The organism is Duganella sp. CF458 (genome assembly GCF_900113115.1).
In the GTDB taxonomy this organism is placed as follows: Bacteria; Pseudomonadota; Gammaproteobacteria; order Burkholderiales; family Burkholderiaceae_D; genus Rugamonas.
Genome location: NZ_FOOF01000026.1, coordinates 19,492 through 34,600 on the forward strand (window position 1 = coordinate 19,492; position 15,109 = coordinate 34,600).

At 63.1% G+C, this 15,109-nt stretch carries 14 protein-coding genes; 10 read left to right on the forward strand and 4 right to left on the reverse strand.

Going from position 1 to position 15,109, the window contains the following annotated elements:
* Positions 1 to 9 precede the first annotated feature (9 nt).
* Positions 10 to 1,557, reverse strand: a complete 1,548-nt coding sequence (locus tag BM269_RS27595) for an alkaline phosphatase D family protein (protein WP_090445335.1) — start codon at positions 1,555 to 1,557, stop codon at positions 10 to 12.
* Positions 1,558 to 1,560: 3 nt separating this feature from the next.
* Complete coding sequence (locus BM269_RS27600; RefSeq protein WP_090445338.1) at positions 1,561 to 1,980, reverse strand: acyl-CoA thioesterase; 420 nt, start codon at positions 1,978 to 1,980, stop codon at positions 1,561 to 1,563.
* Between the two features lie 60 nt (positions 1,981 to 2,040).
* Between BM269_RS27600 and BM269_RS27605 the strand changes: the two genes are divergently transcribed.
* Both BM269_RS27605 and BM269_RS27610 read left to right on the forward strand, forming a co-directional pair.
* Entirely contained in the window at positions 2,041 to 3,879 is a 1,839-nt protein-coding gene (locus BM269_RS27605) for an ABCB family ABC transporter ATP-binding protein/permease (protein ID WP_090445340.1), read from the forward strand.
* Between the two features lie 13 nt (positions 3,880 to 3,892).
* Positions 3,893 to 5,359, forward strand: coding sequence for a M20 family peptidase (locus BM269_RS27610; RefSeq protein ID WP_090445343.1), 1,467 nt, complete (start codon positions 3,893 to 3,895; stop codon positions 5,357 to 5,359).
* Positions 5,360 to 5,463: 104 nt separating this feature from the next.
* Here the strand turns inward: BM269_RS27610 and BM269_RS27615 are convergent, their stop codons facing one another.
* Positions 5,464 to 6,735: a dicarboxylate/amino acid:cation symporter gene (locus BM269_RS27615; protein WP_090445346.1), complete on the reverse strand. Its 1,272-nt coding sequence runs from the start codon at positions 6,733 to 6,735 to the stop codon at positions 5,464 to 5,466.
* A 137-nt stretch (positions 6,736 to 6,872) separates the two neighbouring features.
* On the opposite strand from BM269_RS27615, the gene BM269_RS27620 reads away from it, so the two are divergent.
* The 5 genes from BM269_RS27620 to BM269_RS27640 all read left to right on the forward strand — a co-directional run bounded on the left by BM269_RS27620 (position 6,873) and on the right by BM269_RS27640 (position 11,669).
* Positions 6,873 to 7,598 carry an amino acid ABC transporter ATP-binding protein gene (locus BM269_RS27620; RefSeq protein ID WP_090445349.1) on the forward strand — a complete coding sequence of 242 codons (726 nt, stop codon included), beginning with the start codon at positions 6,873 to 6,875 and terminating at the stop codon, positions 7,596 to 7,598.
* A 36-nt stretch (positions 7,599 to 7,634) separates the two neighbouring features.
* Positions 7,635 to 8,531, forward strand: coding sequence for an amino acid ABC transporter substrate-binding protein (locus BM269_RS27625; RefSeq protein WP_090445352.1), 897 nt, complete (start codon positions 7,635 to 7,637; stop codon positions 8,529 to 8,531).
* A 1-nt stretch (position 8,532) separates the two neighbouring features.
* Positions 8,533 to 9,279 (forward strand): amino acid ABC transporter permease, encoded by a 747-nt coding sequence (locus BM269_RS27630; RefSeq protein WP_090445355.1) that lies wholly within the window; start codon positions 8,533 to 8,535, stop codon positions 9,277 to 9,279.
* Positions 9,279 to 9,971: an amino acid ABC transporter permease gene (locus BM269_RS27635; protein ID WP_090445358.1), complete on the forward strand. Its 693-nt coding sequence runs from the start codon at positions 9,279 to 9,281 to the stop codon at positions 9,969 to 9,971. The genes BM269_RS27630 and BM269_RS27635 overlap by 1 nt, the downstream gene beginning before the upstream one ends.
* 249 nt (positions 9,972 to 10,220) lie before the next feature.
* On the forward strand, positions 10,221 to 11,669 hold the full coding sequence (locus tag BM269_RS27640) for an amidohydrolase family protein (protein WP_229204828.1): 1,449 nt from the start codon (positions 10,221 to 10,223) through the stop codon (positions 11,667 to 11,669).
* Here the strand turns inward: BM269_RS27640 and BM269_RS27645 are convergent.
* Positions 11,666 to 12,151, reverse strand: a complete 486-nt coding sequence (locus tag BM269_RS27645; RefSeq protein ID WP_090445364.1) for a VOC family protein — start codon at positions 12,149 to 12,151, stop codon at positions 11,666 to 11,668. The genes BM269_RS27640 and BM269_RS27645 overlap by 4 nt on opposite strands.
* A gap of 109 nt (positions 12,152 to 12,260) precedes the next feature.
* Between BM269_RS27645 and pyrC the strand changes: the two genes are divergently transcribed.
* The 3 genes from pyrC to BM269_RS27660 are packed head-to-tail and all read left to right on the forward strand — an operon-like array spanning position 12,261 to position 15,102.
* A complete protein-coding gene (pyrC, locus tag BM269_RS27650; RefSeq protein ID WP_090445366.1) occupies positions 12,261 to 13,310 on the forward strand; it encodes a dihydroorotase in 1,050 nt (349 codons plus the stop codon).
* Positions 13,311 to 14,105, forward strand: a complete 795-nt coding sequence (locus BM269_RS27655; RefSeq protein WP_090445369.1) for a DUF3025 domain-containing protein — start codon at positions 13,311 to 13,313, stop codon at positions 14,103 to 14,105.
* A gap of 13 nt (positions 14,106 to 14,118) precedes the next feature.
* Complete coding sequence (locus BM269_RS27660; RefSeq protein ID WP_090445372.1) at positions 14,119 to 15,102, forward strand: Gfo/Idh/MocA family protein; 984 nt, start codon at positions 14,119 to 14,121, stop codon at positions 15,100 to 15,102.
* Positions 15,103 to 15,109 lie beyond the last annotated feature (7 nt).

The following is a 15,109-nucleotide window of genomic DNA, read 5'->3' on the forward strand; positions in this document are numbered from 1 at the left end:
GTTCATGGCTCAAGCCTCGCGGTGCGAGCCTGGCTTGCCGTCGGCAACCGAAAAGGATGCCAGCGTGGACAGGCCGCTGTTCGCATCGTGCACATCATCGAGCGCCTGGAATGCTACCGAGGCCCGCTCGGGGCGCAAGTCCAGCAGCATGAAGCCGCGCCTGTCGCTGCGGCCGAAATGCATGTCGCGATTCATGTCGACGTATTGCTGCGTGCGTGCCTGTGGGCGCGAGCTGGACGTCACGGAGGTGCCGCAGAATTCCGTTGCCACGATCGGATTGGCGGCGCCGGCGGTGCGCGTGGGATCGCGCCGCACATCGGCGGCGAAGAAGGTGTGCACATCGCCGGACAATACCACCGGGTTGCGCGCGCTGCGCACGGCATCCAGCAGGCGGCTGCGCGCGGCCGTGTAACCATCCCAGCCATCGGTCCAGAAGCGGCCATCGCTGTCGCCGGCCAACGGCAGCTGCGACAACTGCGCCATCAGCGTCTGCTGGGCGAGGATATTCCAGCGCGCCTTGGATTCCTTGAGCCCTTGCGCCAGCCATTGTTCCTGCTCTCTTCCCAGCATGGTGCGGCGCGGATCGGCCAGCGCGGCGCAGGCGCGGCGATAGACCGAACTGGAGCCGCCGCGTCCTGTTGGCTGGCAGGCATGCGTCGAGCGGTACTGGCGCGTGTCGAGCACGTGGAAGCGCGCCAGTTGGCCCCAGTCGTAGCGTTGGTAAATGCGCTGGGCGCGCAGTGGCTGGTGCTCGAAGTAAGCCTGGTAGGCAGCGGCGCGGCGCTGCACGAAGTCCGGCGACAGCAATTCATCGCGCGTCGGGCTGTAATCGTTGGCCAATTCGTGATCGTCCCAGGTCAGCAGCCATGGCGCCGCCTGGTGCGCGGCCTGCAGGTCGGGATCGCTCTTGTACTGCGCATAGCGCGCGCGGTACTCGGCCAACGTGAAACTCTCATTGCGGCGCAAGGCGGCGGCAGGGTGCCGCAGGCTGTAGGGACCCCATTCGTAGATGTAGTCACCGAGGAAGGCTACCAGGTCGGGCGCGGCCCGCGCGATGTGGCGGTGCGCGGCGTAATGGCCGAACTCCCAATGCTGGCAGGATGCGACGGCCAGCTTCAACGCCACCGGCATGCTGCCGGGGGGCGGCGCGGTGCGCGTGCGGCCGACGGGACTGACGGCATCGCCCAGCATGAAGCGGTACCAGTACCAGCGGTCCGGCTGCAGGCCGCGTACGTCGACGTTGACGCTGTGCGCCAGTGCCGGCGCGGCAACTGCCGTGCCTTTCGCTGCAATACGGGTGAAACCTTCGTCGTGCGCGACTTCCCAGCGCACCTGCTGCGCGATGGGCGGCATCGAAGCCGCGTTCAGCGGATCGGGCAGGAGCCGGGTCCAGAGGATCACGGAGTCAGGAAGCGGTGCACCGGATGCAACGCCCAGCGTGAAAGGATAAGCGCCGTTGGCAGCGCTGCGCGCTTGCGCGGGAAGGTGGGGCGCCAGCACTGCCAGCGCGGCCACGCGGGCCGCGGCCTGGAGCAGGAGCCGGCGCCCTTCTTGCATGAATTACATCAGCGATTCGATCGGCGGCACCGGGCGCGGCTTGCGGTCAGGGCCGGTGGCGACGTAGGTCAGGGTCGCTTCAGTGACCTTCACGATATTGGCCTGCAGGCGGTTGCGCTCTGCGTAGACTTCCACGTTGACGGTGATCGAGGTATTGCCGACCTTGACGATGTCGGCGTAGAAGGTCAGCAGGTCGCCGACGAAGACCGGGTGCTTGAACAGGAAAGAGTTCACCGCAATGGTGGCGACGCGGCCGTTGGCGCGGCGGGTGGCGGGCAGGGAGCCCGCAATGTCGACCTGGGCCATGATCCAGCCGCCGAAAACGTCGCCATACACGTTGGCGTCGGACGGCGAGGGCATCACGCGCAGTTCAGGCATCTTTCCAGGTGGGAGGCCGCGGGAGGTTTGTTCTTGGGAGGTCATCGCAAATTCTCATGAAGGACTACAATTGATGGGATTTTAAACCAGCCAGCCCACGCACGTATGCGACGTTATTCGAATACTCCACCACCTCCGCCGGGTCAGCAACGCGGCGACATTGCTACTCTGAAAACATTGCTGCCCTATTTGTGGGTATACAAATGGCGCGTGCTGGCAGCCTTGCTGGCGCTGGTGGGCGCCAAGGCTGCCAACGTCGGCGTGCCTGTCGTGCTGAAGCAATTGGTCGACGATATGACCGTCAAGGCGGGCGACCCGCGCGCCCTGCTGGTGCTGCCGCTGGCGACGCTGGTGGCGTATGGCCTGCTGCGCCTGTCGACCACCATGTTCACCGAGCTGCGCGAATTCCTGTTCGCGCGGGTGACGCAACGCGCTGTGCGTACCATTGCGCTGAGAGTGTTCCGCCACCTCCATTCGCTGTCGCTGCGCTTCCACCTCAACCGCCAAACCGGCGGCATGACGCGCGATATCGAACGCGGCACGCGCGGCGTCAGTTCGCTGATCTCGTACACATTGTTCAATATCCTGCCGACGCTGGTCGAGATCACGCTGGTGCTGGGCTACCTGGTTACGCATTACGACATCTGGTTCTCGGTGATCACCTTCTCCGCGCTGGTCACCTACATCACCTTCACCATCGTCGTGACGAACTGGCGCACGCACTTCCGCCGCACCATGAACGATCTCGATTCGAAGGCCAACACCAAGGCCATCGACTCGCTGCTGAACTACGAGACCGTCAAATACTTCGGCAATGAGGACTATGAGGCGAATCGCTACGATGAAGGCCTGCAGCGCTATGAGAAGGCCGCGGTCAAATCGCAGACATCGCTGTCGCTGCTGAACACCGGCCAGTCAGCCATCATCGCGATTGCGGTGACGCTGATCTTGTGGCGCGCGACGCAAGGCGTGATCGACGGCACGATGACGCTGGGCGACCTGGTGCTGGTGAATGCCTTCATGATCCAGCTCTACATCCCGCTCAACTTCCTGGGCGTGATCTACCGCGAGATCAAGCAAAGCCTGGCCGATATGGAGCGCCTGTTCTCGCTGCTGGACGAGAACCGCGAAGTCGACGACGCGGCGCACGCCAAGCCGCTGCAGCCGCAAGGCGCCGAAGTGCGCTTCAACCACGTGGACTTCAGCTACGACCCCAAGCGCCAGATCCTGTTCGACGTGGACTTCGCCATCCCGGCCGGCACCACGACGGCCGTGGTGGGGCACAGCGGATCGGGCAAGTCCACGCTATCGCGCCTGTTGTACCGCTTCTATGAAGTGAACAGCGGCAGCATTACGATCGATGGCCAGGACCTGCGCGACATCACGCAGCACTCGCTGCGCCATGCGATCGGCATCGTACCGCAGGATACGGTGCTGTTCAACGACAGCATCGAATACAACATCGCCTACGGCCGCCCCGGCGCCAGCAAGGACGAGATCATTGCCGCCGCGCGCGCGGCATCGATCCACGACTTCATTGCCAGCCTGCCGGACGGCTACGAAACCATGGTCGGCGAACGTGGCCTGAAATTGTCCGGCGGCGAGAAGCAGCGCGTGGCGATAGCGCGTACGCTGTTGAAGAATCCCGCCATCCTGATTTTCGACGAAGCGACTTCCGCGCTGGATTCCAAAGCCGAACAGGCGATCCAGGCGCAATTGAAGGAGATCGCAAAGAACCGCACGACGATGGTGATCGCTCACCGCCTTTCCACCATCGCCGACGCCCAGCAGATCCTGGTGCTCGACCACGGCAAGATTGTGGAGCGCGGCACGCACGCGGCCTTGTTGGCGCGCGAAGGCCTGTACGCCCAGATGTGGGAGCGCCAGCAAGCACGCGGCGAGCAGGAACAGGCTTCGCCGGTTAGCGGCGAGTTGGTCAACTGACAGGAGGACGGGGATGGCGGTGAAGAAGGTTCTTGCGGTAGCCTTTGCTGCAATTGGTGTGCTGGCAGTCGCAGTCGGCGTCAACACAGTGCGAAGCGGCAGCAAGCAGCTGGTAGTGGAGAAGGCGCAAGCGCTGGCGATCGATGAAGTTGCGGCGGCGCAGCGCCTGGGTGAAGCCCTTCGCTTCGTCACTATTTCCGAGTACAAGAATGCCGACGCCAACGCCGCCGAATTCGACAAGCTGCACGCCCACCTGCAAGCCAGCTTCCCCCGCCTGCACGCCGCGCTGAAACGCGAGAACGTCAACGGCAAGGCCCTGCTCTACACCTGGCAAGGCAGTGACGCCAAGGCGGCCCCGGTGATGTGGATGGCGCACCAGGACGTGGTGCCGATCGCGCCCGGCACGGAAAAGAACTGGCAGCAGCAGCCCTTCGCCGGCGTGGTGCGCGATGGTTTCATCTGGGGCCGCGGCTCGTGGGACGACAAGGGCAACCTGTATGCCCAGATGGAAGCCATCGAAATGCTGCTGGCAAGCGGCTTCCAGCCGCGCCGCACCGTCTACCTGGCCTACGGCGCCGATGAAGAAGTCGGCGGCAAGCGCGGTGCCGCGAAGATCGCCGAGCTGCTCAAGTCGCGCGGCGTCAAGCTCGACTACGTGCTCGATGAAGGCTTGATGATCGTGCACGGCATGGTCCCGGGCCTGCAGCCCGGCGCCGCCATGGTTGGCGTGGCGGAGAAGGGCTACGCCAGCTACAAGCTGGAGCTGGAAACCGCGCCGGGCCATTCCTCGATGCCGCCGCAGGACACCGCCATCGGCATGATGAGCAAGGCCCTGGCCGCGCTGGAAGCGAACCCGCTGCCGGTGCGCATGGCCGGCCTGCCGCAACAAAGCTTCGAGACGATGGCACCGGAAATGACGGGCATGAACCGGGTGGCGCTGTCGAACTTCTGGCTGTTCAAGCCCATGCTGGAACGGATGCTGACCAAGACGCCGAGCGTGAATGCGCTGGTGCGCACCACAACTGCGCTGACCATCGTCAACGCCGGCGTGAAGGACAATGTCCTGCCGGGCACCGCCAGCGCCACCGTCAATTTCCGCCTGCTGCCGGGCGATACGCTGGCAGGCGTTGAGCAGCATATGCACCAGGTGATCGGCAACGACAAGATCCGCATCACGCCCGACGGCGACTTCAATACCGAAGCGTCGCGCGTGGCACGCCAGGACGGCGCAGCCTTCACTGCAGTGAACCGCACCATCCGCCAGGTATTTCCGGACGTCGTGGTCGCACCCGGCCTGATGATCGGCGCCACCGACTCGCGCTACTTCGACGGCATGAGCGACAGCGTGCTGAAGTTCGGCCCCGTACGGGCCCAGCCCGAAGACCTGCCGCGCTTCCACGGCACCAATGAGCGCATGTCGGTAAAGGGCTACGCGGACATGATCCGCTTCTACCACCAGCTGCTGAAGAACAGTGCATAAAGAAAGTCGGGGTCAGCTCTGGCAATCGGACATTTATTTCGCATGCGAAATAAATGTCCGATTGCCAGAGCTGACCCCGACTTTTATGTTGGAGGCTTGATGCCTTATGGCAGTGGGCGGTCGGACAGTTCGCTGTCGTCGGTGCTGGTCAGCTCGCCTTCCCACTTCGCCACCACGGCGGTGGCGATGGAGTTGCCGACGACGTTGGTGGCGGAACGTGCCATGTCCAGGAAGTGGTCGATGCCGAGCAACAGGACCAGGCCCGCTTCCGGAATCTTGAACTGGGTCAGGGTCGCGGCAATCACCACCAGCGATGCGCGCGGTACGCCGGCCATGCCCTTGGAGGTCAGCATCAGCACCGCCATCATGGTGATCTGGGTGCCCAGGTCCATATTGATGCCGTAAGCCTGCGCGATGAATACCGTCGCAAAGGTGCAGTACATCATCGAGCCGTCCAGGTTGAAGGAGTAGCCGATCGGCAGCACGAAGGCTGCAATGCGGTTACGCACGCCAAAGCGCTCCAGTCCTTCCAGCGTTTTCGGGAAGGCGGCTTCCGAGGAAGCGGTGGAGAAGGCCAGCAGGGTTGGCTCTTTGACTTCCGACATCAGCTTCATCACGCGCTTGCCCAGGAACAGGAAGCCGGCGAAGATCAGGATGGCCCACAGCACCGCGATGGACAGGTAGAACTCCGCCATGAACACGCCGTAGGTTTGCAGTACGCCCACGCCGCTCTTGGCGATGGTGCCGGCAACCGCGGCGAACACGGCGAACGGTGCGAATTGCATCACGTAGCCGGTGACCTTCAGCATGATGTGCGCCACGCCGTCGACCGCGTCGACCAGCGGTTCCGCTTTCTTGCCCACGGCGGCAGCCGCGGTGCCGAAGAACAGCGAGAACACCACGATCTGCAGGATCTCGTTCTTGGCCATGCCGTCGATGATCGAGGATGGAATCAGGTGGGTGATGAATTCTTTCAGCGACAGGCTGGACGTTTGCAGCGCGGCGGCAGCGGCAGCACCGTCAGCCGGGATATGGCCCAGCAGCGCGTCACCCGGACGGAACAGGTTGACCATCACCAGGCCCAGCGTCAGCGACAGCACGGACGCGATGAAGAACCAGCCCAGGGTCTTGATACCGACCCGGCCTACTTCCTTGGTGTCGCCCATGCGGGCGATGCCGACCATCAGGGTTGAGAACACCAGCGGCGCAATGATCATCTTGATCAGGCGCAGGAACATGGTGGTAATGAGGGACATATAGTCCGCAAAGCTGGCCGCTTGTGGCGCCGCTTGCGAGACATTGATGGCGTAGCCGGTGAGGATACCCAACGCCAGGCCGACGAGGATGTAAGTGGTCAGGCGGTTTTTGTTGGCCATAAGCAAGATTCCTGAAGTAGGGCGGATTTGCCGTTAGAATGAATAGCTCTTTGATGAGCTATTAAGCAAGTCCCGAAGTATCCTTGCGGTTCTAGGCCACTGTCAAGCAAGAATAAAACTGCTGAAACCCAAAAAAGATGATCGCAATTAAAGACTTAAGTAAATGGTTTGGCAACTTTCAGGTGCTCACGGAGTGCAGCACCGAGGTGGCCAAAGGCGACGTCATGGTGATCTGCGGACCGTCCGGCTCGGGCAAATCGACCCTGATCAAGACGGTAAACGGCCTGGAACCCTTCCAGCAGGGCGAAATTATTGTCGATGGCACCTCAGTGGGCGCCAAAGGCACCGACTTGTCTGCCTTGCGCGCCCGGATCGGCATGGTGTTCCAGAATTTCGAGCTGTTTCCCCACCTGACGGTGCGCGAAAACCTGACCCTGGGCCAGGTCAAGGTGCTGCGCCGCTCGCAGGAGGAAGCCAATGAAAAGGGCCTGCAATACCTCGACCGCGTCGGCCTGCTGGCGCACCAGGACAAATACCCGAACCAGCTGTCCGGCGGCCAGCAGCAGCGCGTGGCCATCGCCCGTGCCCTGGCAATGGACCCGATTGCCATGCTGTTCGACGAGCCGACGTCCGCCCTGGACCCGGAAATGATCAATGAAGTGCTGGATGTGATGGTTGGCTTGGCGCAGGATGGCATGACCATGATGGTAGTGACCCACGAAATGGGTTTCGCCCGCAAGGTGGCCAACCGCGTGGTCTTCATGGACCAAGGCCGTATCCTGGAAGACTGCGGCAAGGACGAATTCTTCGGCGCGCCCCGTTCCGAGCGCGCACGGGACTTTTTAGCGCGTATCATCCACTAACAGGGCGGGTCAACGTCCCCGCCAGCGGAGGACACCATGACCTTTCTGCGCCTGCTTCCCCTTTTATGCCTGGCCGCCGCGGCCAGCGCCCAGGAACCGACCGGCACGCTGGCCAAGATCAAGCGCACCGGCCAGGTGGTGCTGGGTGTTCGCGATGGCTCCATCCCCTTCTCTTATCTCGATGACAAGCAGCAGTACCAGGGCTATTCGGTGGACCTGTGCCTGAAAGTCGTCGAGCACCTGAAAACGCAGCTGGCGATGCCGGGACTGAAGGTGAGTTATAACCCTGTCACCTCCGCCAACCGCATTCCGCTGATGGCCAACGGCACCATCGATCTTGAATGCGGCTCCACCACCAATAATGCGGAGCGCCAGCAGCAGGTGGCGTTCGCGCCGACCATGTTCGTGATCTCCAGCCGCTTGCTGGCCAAGAAGTCGGCCAATATCCAGACGATGGACGACATGAAGGGCAGGGTATTGGTGGCTACCGCCGGCACTACTACGCTGAAGCAGATGACGATCATGAATAATGAGCGCAAGCTTGGTATGAAGATCCTGATCGGCAAAGACCATCCGGAATCGTTCCTGATGCTGGAAACGGGGCGTGCCGAGGCGGAGGCCAACGACGATATCCTGCTGGCGGCACAGGTGGCGACCTCCAAGGCGCCGGTCGATTTTGCCGTCAGCAAGGAGGCGATGTCGGTGGAACCCTACGGCATCATGATGCGCAAGAACGATATGCCGTTCAAGAAGTCGGTCGACGAGGCGCTGCGCAAGGTCTACCAGTCGGACGAAATCCTGCGCATCTACAAGAAATGGTTCATGAGCCCCATTCCGCCGCGCGGCGTGAACCTGAACTTCCCGATGCCGGCCACATTGAAAGCAGTGCTGGCCAAGCCGACCGATTCGCCGGATCCCGCTGCATACAGATAGCATGCATTACAACTGGAACTGGCACATCTTCTGGGAACTGTCCCCGGACGGTGTGCACAGTTATTGGGATACGCTGTGGTCCGGCCTGGCGTGGACGCTGGCGACTTCACTGGCCGGCTGGGTGATCGCGCTGGCGCTGGGCGTCACGGTCGGCACGCTGCGCACCGCGCCCAATCGCTGGCTGCGCCGCTTCGCCATCTGCTGGGTGGAAGTGTTCCGCAATATTCCGCTGCTGGTGCAGATGTTCCTTTGGTTCTTCGTGCTGCCCGAACTGCTGCCGCGCGCGGCGGGCGACTGGCTCAAGGCGCTGCCGAACGCGCCTTTTGTGACGGCGGTGCTGTGCCTGGGCTTCTTCACTTCCGCGCGCGTTGCGGTACAGGTGGCCGCCGGCATCAATGCGCTGGCCGGCGGCCAGCGGCTGGCGGCTCTGGCGCTGGGACTGTCACGCGCGCAGGCCTACGAATACGTGTTGCTGCCGCTTGGCTTGCGCATCGTGCTGCCGCCGCTGGCCAGCGAGTTCCTCAACATCATCAAGAACAGTTCCGTCGCGCTGACGATCGGCTTGATGGAGCTCACTGCCAGCGCACGCTCGATGCAGGAATTCTCCTTCCAGATCTTTGAGGCGTTTGCCGCCGCCACCGTTATCTACGTGGTCGCCAACATCATTGTTGTTGCCGGCATGACGCTGCTTGAGCATCGCCTCGCGTTGCGCGGCACGCTGGGCGGCGAGGCACGGAGGGCCGCGTGATGTTTGCGAACTTCGACTTCAGCGTGATCGGCAATTCGTGGGTCTACCTGTTCCGGGTCGGCATGGTGTTCACGCTCAAGCTCACTGTGCTGGCCATGCTGGGCGGCGTGCTGCTGGGCACCTTGCTGGCGATGGCGCGCCTGTCTTCGCTGCGCGTGCTGTCGCTCGCTGCCGCCGGCTACGTGAACCTGGTGCGCGCGGTGCCGCTGGTATTGGTGATCTTCTGGTTCTACTTCCTGGTGCCCTACATCGCCGCATGGATGATCGGCGCCTCCGAACCGGTGAAGGTTGGTACGTTCATGTCCGCGCTGATTACCTTCACGTTGTTCCAGGCCGCCTACTACTGCGAGATCATGCGTGGCGGCATACAGGCCATTTCCAAAGGGCAGGTTCACGCAGCACAGGCGCTGGGCATGAACTACTGGCAAACCATGTCGCAGATCGTGCTGCCGCAGGCCTTCCGCAACATGCTGCCAGTACTGCTGACGCAGACCATCGTGCTGTTCCAGGACGTGTCGCTGGTGTATGTGCTGTCGGTCCCTGACTTCGTCGGTGCCGCCAGCAAGATTGCCCAGCGCGACGGACGCCTGGTCGAAATGTATGTGTTCGTGGCACTGGTCTACTTCATCCTGTGCACGCTTCTGTCCTGGCTGGTGCGCCGCATGCAGCGACGCATCGCGATCATCCAGTGACCATGCGCTGCCTGTCTGTGGGAAGTGCTGGAACACCGTGTTTCAAGTGCTGAAAACTGCTGAAAACGGCTTGCTCAGCACGCTTAAATGGTCAATTTCAGCACTTCTCCCCGACAGGGCTGGCAGGGGAACCCGAAGGTCCTGCCAAGCCGGGCCTTTCGCCATGTTTCGGCATGTAGCAGGGGTGTACCACTTTGTTTTGTTGCCTGGTGCGCGCGCTGCCAGGTGTGTACCATGTGGCGCATGACGATGACTAAACTTTCGGTTGGCGCCTTGCTGGTGCTGGGGGCGTTCGGTAGCGCGCAGGCTGCGGGACGTGTGGTTGCGGACGTGGCGCTGACGCAGGCGACGATTGTCGACGTGGCTTCCGGGCAGCTGGTGCGAGGCAAGGCCGTGCTGTTGAAGGGCGGCGACATTATTGCCGTTGTCGACAACACAAAGTTGAAAGACTATTCACCCAAACGCACCGTCAGGCTGCCCGGTAAATACCTGATGCCCGGCCTGTGGGACACCCACGTGCACTTCGGCGGCGGTCCTGCCCTGATCGAGGAGAACAAGCAGCTGCTGGGGCTTTACCTGGCGCACGGCATCACCACCGTGCGCGACTGCGCGGGCGACTTGTCCGACACCGTACTCGATTGGCGTGACCTGATCAACCAGGGGAAGCTGCCTGGTCCGACCATCCTGGCATCCGGCCCGAAACTGGAAGGCTACAAGCCGCTGTGGAAAGGCACCATTGAAGTCGGCACGCCGGAGGAAGTCAGCAAGGCGCTGGACTACCTGCAGTCGCGCAGCGTTGATTTCGTGAAGATCACCGAGAACACCATGAGGCCGGAGATTTTCCTGGAAGCGGTACGCCAGGCCCAGGCACGCGGCATGCAGACTTCCGGACACCTGCCGGTGCAGCTTACGCTGGACCAGGTCATGCAGGCGGGCCTGGGCAGCATCGAACACCAATCGTACGCCCTGCGCGGCGCCACCCCGCGTGAAGCGGAACTGACCGCGCAAGTCGCAGAAGGCAAGATGACGGGCCGCGAGGCGATGCGCGCCAGCCTGGAGAGTTTCGACGAGGCCACGGCGCGCGTCACCTTCCGCCGCATGGCGGCGGCCGGCATGTCGATCACCCCGACCCTGGTGGGCTCGCAAGTCACCGCCTACCTGGATCAGGACGACCACGCCAACGATCCCTACCTGAAGTACATCGGCAAGGGCTTGCGCAAGACCTATGAGTGGCGCGTGCAGCGCGCGGCAAAGGATGATGCGGCCGCGATCGCCTATCGCCACGCAGCTTACGAAAAAGCGGCATCGCTGCTGCCGCTGTTGCAGCAGGAAGGCGTCAACATCATCGCCGGGACCGACGCGGGCTTCCTGAATTCCTTCGACTATCCGGGCCGGGGCCTGCACGACGAATTGGGCATCTTCGTCAAATACGGATTGACGCCGCAGCAGGCGCTGCGGGCGTCAGTGATCAATGGCGCGCGTTTCCTCGGCAAGCTGGAACGCTACGGTGCGGTTGCCAAGGGCAAGGCTGCCGACCTGCTGGTGTTGGACGCCAATCCGCTGCAGGATATCGCCAACACCCGCAAGGTGCGCATGGTGGTCAGCCATGGCAAGGTCTACGACCGCAGCCAACTGGATGCGATGCTGGAATCTGCGCGCCGCTACGCGGAGGAGCATCCGGCGCCGCCTGAAGCTTAAGCGGGAGCGCGCCAGGCCTTCTCGATCTTTGCGACGTCGATCTTTTTCATTTCCATCATCGCGTCGAAAGCCCGCTTGGCCGCCGCCCGATCCGGGTCGGCAATCGCCTGCATCAGCACGCGCGGCGTGATCTGCCAGGACAGGCCCCAGCGGTCCTTGCACCAGCCGCATTCGCTTTCCTGTCCGCCGTTGCCAACGATGGCGTTCCACAAACGGTCGGTTTCCGCCTGGTCCTCGGTCAGGACCTGGAATGAGAAAGCTTCGCTGTGCTTGAAATGCGGGCCGCCGTTCAGGCCGATGCAGGGAATGCCTGCAACCGTGAATTCGACCACGAGGGGATCGCCCAGCTTGCCGTCCGGGTAGTCTCCCGGCGCCCTGGTGATTGCGCCAAGCGAGCTGTCGGGAAAGGTTTTTGCGTAGAAGGTGGCGGCGTCAAGCGCATCGCCATCGTACCAAAGGCAGACTGTGTTCTTGCTAGCCATTGCTTGCCTCCTCAAAGGATTTGGGGGAAACGCCAATATCGCACATTCTCGCGGCAGCTTCGGTTCAACAGGTAAAATGGCGGGATTCGTTTATTGAAAGCCTTCAGCCATGAGTGACTTCGAGATCCCGCACAGCATCACCATCACCCGCCCGGACGACTGGCACCTTCACCTGCGTGACGGCGCCACCATGGCCAGCGTCCTGCCGGACACCGCGCGCCAGTTCGGCCGTGCGATCGTGATGCCAAATTTGAAACCTCCTGTCACCACCGTGGCGCAGGCTGCCGCCTACCGCGACCGCATCCTGGCCGCCCTGCCGCAGGGCATGGACTTCGAGCCGCTGATGACGCTCTACCTGACCGACAACACTGCGCCGGACGAAATCATCCGCGCCGCCGACAGTGGTTTCGTGCACGCGGTCAAACTGTACCCGGCCGGCGCCACCACCAACTCCGACGCTGGCGTGACCGACCTGGCCAAATGCTACAAGGTGCTGGAAACCATGCAGGAAGTTGGCATGCCTTTCCTGGTGCACGGCGAAGTGACCGACCAGGACATCGATCTGTTCGACCGCGAAGCTGTCTTCATCGAGCGCGTGATGCGCCCGCTGCGCAAGGACCTGCCGGCGCTGAACATCGTGTTCGAGCACATCACCACCAAGGACGCCGCGCAATACGTTGCGGAAGCGGAAGGCCCGATCGCCGCCACCATCACCGCCCACCACCTGCTGTACAACCGCAACGAGATCTTCAAGGGCGGCATTCGCCCGCACTACTACTGCCTGCCGGTGCTGAAGCGCGAAGAGCATCGCTTGGCGCTGGTGACTGCGGCAACCAGCGGCGATGAGCGATTCTTCCTCGGCACCGACTCCGCGCCGCACGCGCAGGGCGCCAAGGAAGCGGCCTGCGGCTGCGCCGGCTGCTACACCGCGCTGCACGCGATGGAGCTGTACACCGAAGCCTTCGCCCGCGCCGGTGCACTGGACAAGCTGGAAGCCTTCGCCTCCCTGAACGGCCCGGCCTTCTACGGCCTGGCACCGAACAAGGGCAGCATCACCCTGAAGCGCGAGCAGTGGACGCTGCCGGCCGACCTGCCATTCGGCGACTCCAAGCTGATTCCGCTGAACGCCGGCGAAACGATCAACTGGAAAATGGCCTAAGTGTTGCCGGAGATCGACTGGTCCCGCGCCTGGTACGCCTCGGTGCGGGAAGCGGCCTCCCGCATCGACCTCTCCCTGCCCAGCGTCGTCCAGCCGTTCTGCGAACAGGCGGTTGCGCTGGCGCTGGTCAACCATGCAGGCCAGCCGCTGCGCTTCGTGCCGCAGGCCGCGCTCCCTGAAGGCACAGCCTACGAGGAATTCATCGGCGCCACCGGCCAGGTGCCCACCCGCGACAACCTGCACGACTTCTTCAACGGCCTGGTGTGGCTGACCTTCCCACGCATCAAGCGCCAGCTCAACGCCTTGCAGGCCGGGCAGATTGCGCAGGATGGCGTGGGCAAATCGCGCGGCCCCGCGCGCGATGCTGCTACTATCTACGACGAAAACTCGGCGCTGCTGGTGGTGCGCGACGACGCCGAAGGCGAGGCGCTGGTGGATGCCTTGCGCAACCACCGCTGGCGCGAAGCCTTCGTGGAGCGCGCAGCCATGTTCGGCCGCGACGCCGAACTCTGGCTGTTCGGCCACGCGCTGATGGAAAAGCTGGTGGCGCCTTACAAGGCGATCACCGCCCACACCCGCGTGGTGCTGGCGGCCGACGCGTATTGGGCGCTGGACGGAGTGGGCCGCCGGGCATGGCTGGACCGCGAGGAAGCGGCGCGCCTGGCCGGCGAGGGTTTGGCCAAGAGTGGCTTCACGCCGTTGCCGGTGCTCGGCGTTCCCGGCTGGTGGCCGCAGCAGGATGACGCTTTTTATGCAGACGACACGGTATTCCGCCCGAAGCGGAAGGCCGCTTGAACAGGAGCTTTGAATGGACAAGATTATTCGCTGGGGCATCCTCGGCACCGGCAAGATCGCCAAGGCCTTCGCCACGGCACTGCGCGAGGTGCCCGATGTCGAGCTGGCGGCGGTTGCCTCGCGCAGCTTGGATAGCGCTACCGAGTTCGCCGGGGAATATGGCGTAACACGCGCCCACGGCGACTACCAGGCGTTGGCCGACGACGATGGCGTGGATGTGATCTACATCGCCACACCGCACGCCATGCACCATCAAAACGCCATCATGTGCCTGAAGGGCGGCAAGGCGCTGCTGGTTGAAAAGGCCTTCACCCTGAACCGCCGCGAGGCGCAGGAGATCGTGGACCTGGCGCGCGAGCGCAAGTTGTTCGTGATGGAGGCGATGTGGACCCGCTTCCAGCCGGCGATTCTTGAAGCCAGGCGCATGATCGACATGGGCGAGATCGGCAATGTGCGCAACCTGCAGGCGGACCTGGGCTTCGTGGCCAATGCCGGCCCTGAGCATCGCCTGTTCAACCCTGCATTGGGCGGCGGGGCGCTGCTCGACCTGGGCATTTACCCGCTATCGATGGCGGCGTTCTTCCTTGGCGCCATCAAGGAGGCACGCGGTTTCGGCGAACTGACGCCCGCCGGTGTCGACATGCAGGCCAACTTCGTGCTGCACCATGAGGACGGTTCGCTGTCTGCCTGTAGCTGCAGCCTGAATTCGCGCACTCCGGCCACGCTGAGCGTTTGCGGCGACAAGGGCTTCCTGCGCTTGCACGGACGTTTCCATCATGCCGAGCACTTCACCATTGCCTTAAATGATGGTTCCGAACGCGAATTCCACTTCCCGCGCATCGGCAACGGCTACGCGCACGAAGCGCTGGAAGTAGGGCGCTGCCTGCGCGAGGGCTTGCTGGAGAGCCCGGAAATGCCGCTCGACGAAAGCGTTGCGCTGATGGGCGTGCTGGATGAGCTGAGGGCCCAGCTTGGAGTGCGCTACAGCGTGGATTGAGGCGCGA